Raw genomic sequence first — 1,821 nt, forward strand, 5'->3', positions numbered from 1 at the left:
CGAGAAAGCCTGTTACCTTGCCCATAGTCCAGTCCCTGCTGTCCGAAGGCACGCTTTTGTCGGCGCACCCGTTAACCCCATAGAGCTGCCAAGGCAACCGCGGTCCGGGGTCAGGATTGTTGGTGAGGAAGCCGGCCGGAGATTGATCCCCGGCCGTGCCCAAAGCTTATTCCGCCGCCACGCTCATGCGCATGCGTTCCATCTCGATCAGCGCGCGGCGATACTCGACCGGCATGATCTTCCGGAATTTCGGCCGGAAGCTCTGCCAGTTATCGAGGATTTCGCGGCCACGCACCGAACCCGTGAAATGGACGTGGTTCGAGATCAGCTGATAGAGCCGCTCTTCGTCGTGGCTGGTCATGTCGCCCGACACGTCGACGCGGCCCTTGTGGTCGAGGTCGCCGCCGTGATGGAGCAGCTTTTCCATCAGGTCGTCCTCTTCCGGGACCGGCTCCAGCTCTACCATCGCCATGTTGCAGCGAGCGGCGAAATCGCCCTCCTCATCCAGCACATAGGCGACGCCGCCCGACATGCCTGCGGCGAAGTTGCGCCCCGTCTTGCCCAGCACGACGACGATGCCGCCGGTCATGTACTCGCAGCCATGGTCGCCGACGCCTTCGACGACCGCCGCCACGCCGGAATTGCGCACCGCGAAGCGCTCGCCGGCCACGCCGGCGAAATAGGCTTCACCTTCGGTGGCGCCGTAGAGCACGGTGTTGCCGACGATGATGGAGTCAGCCGCGACGATCTTGGCTTCCTCCGGCGGGCGGATGACGATGCGGCCGCCGGATAGGCCCTTGCCGACATAGTCGTTGCCGGCGCCGACGAGCTCGAAGGAAACGCCGCGCGCCAGGAATGCGCCGAACGACTGGCCAGCCGTGCCGGTGAGCTTCACCTGGATCGTGTCCTCGCGCAGGCCCTTGTGCCTGAAGCGCTTGGCTACCTCGCCCGACAGCATCGCGCCCGCCGACCGGTCGACATTGCGGATCGGCAGCTCGATGGTCACCGGCTGCCTGGCCTCGAGCGCCGGCTTCGCCTGCTCGATCAGCTTGCGGTCGAGCACGTCGTCGATCGGATGCTTCTGGCGCTCGGTCCAATGCAGGGCCTCGCGCGGCGCCTCGGGCTTGAAGAACATCTTCGAGAAGTCGAGCCCGCGCGCCTTCCAGTGCTGGATGACCTCGCGCTTCTCCAGCAGGTCGGCATCGCCGACGATCTGGTCGAGATGGGTGAAGCCCATTTCGGCAAGCAGCGCGCGTACCTCTTCCGCGACGTAGAAGAAGAAGTTGATGACGTGCTCGGGCGTGCCCTTGAAGCGCTTGCGCAGCACCGGGTCCTGCGTCGCCACGCCGACCGGACAGGTATTCAGGTGGCACTTGCGCATCATGATGCAGCCGGCCGCGATGAGCGGCGCGGTCGAGAAGCCGAACTCGTCGGCGCCGAGCAGCGCGCCGATGATGACGTCGCGGCCGGTGCGCAGGCCGCCGTCGACCTGCAGCGCCACCCTGCTGCGCAGGCCGTTGAGCACCAGCGTCTGATGCGTTTCGGCGAGGCCCATTTCCCACGGGCTGCCGGCATGCTTGAGCGAGGTCAGCGGCGAGGCGCCGGTGCCGCCGTCATAACCCGACACGGTGATGTGGTCGGCGCGCGCCTTGGCGACGCCCGCCGCAACCGTACCGACGCCGACTTCCGACACCAGCTTGACCGAAACGTCGGCGGCCGGATTGACGTTCTTCAGATCGTAGATGAGCTGCGCCAGATCCTCGATAGAATAGATGTCGTGATGCGGCGGCGGCGAGATCAGGCCGACGCCGGGCGTCGAGT

General features: G+C 66.0%; 1 protein-coding gene. It reads right to left on the reverse strand.

Going from position 1 to position 1,821, the window contains the following annotated elements:
* Positions 1–166: 166 nt before the first annotated feature.
* The coding region (locus Q0L57_RS14055) for a glutamate synthase-related protein (RefSeq protein ID WP_296743554.1) at positions 167–1,821 on the reverse strand (1,655 nt) is incomplete at its 5' end.

The organism is Mesorhizobium sp. (assembly GCF_024509055.1).
GTDB lineage: Bacteria > Pseudomonadota > Alphaproteobacteria > Rhizobiales > Rhizobiaceae > Mesorhizobium.